This is a genomic window from Streptomyces sp. MMG1121 (assembly GCF_001280015.1).
GTDB lineage: Bacteria > Actinomycetota > Actinomycetes > Streptomycetales > Streptomycetaceae > Streptomyces.
Genome location: NZ_LGDV01000126.1, coordinates 1 through 296, shown reverse-complemented (window position 1 = coordinate 296; position 296 = coordinate 1). Strand labels below are relative to the sequence as shown.

Annotated in this window: 1 protein-coding gene; it reads right to left on the bottom strand. The window is 70.6% G+C overall.

What is annotated here, in order from left to right:
- Positions 1-296: vitamin B12 dependent-methionine synthase activation domain-containing protein (locus ADK64_RS13435; RefSeq protein WP_159046228.1), on the bottom strand; the 296-nt coding region annotated here is incomplete at both ends.

The window sequence follows — 296 nt, the reverse complement described above, 5'->3', positions numbered from 1 at the left end:
CGGTGGACTGTTCGGGGTGCAGCTGGAACTCCTCGGACAGGTGGACGCCGATCCGCTCGGGCCGCAGCAGCTCGGCGATCTTCGCGCGGTCCTCCAGGTCGGGGCAGGCCGGGTAGCCGAGCGAGTACCGGCAGCCCTGGTACTCGGTACGGAACATGCCGTCGACGGTGTCCGGATCGGCCCCGGCGATGCCGAGGTCGCTGCGGACGCGGGCGTGCCAGTACTCGGCGAGCGCCTCGGCCAACTGCACGGACAGGCCGTGCAGTTCGAGGTAGTCGCGGTAGGAGTTGGCCTCG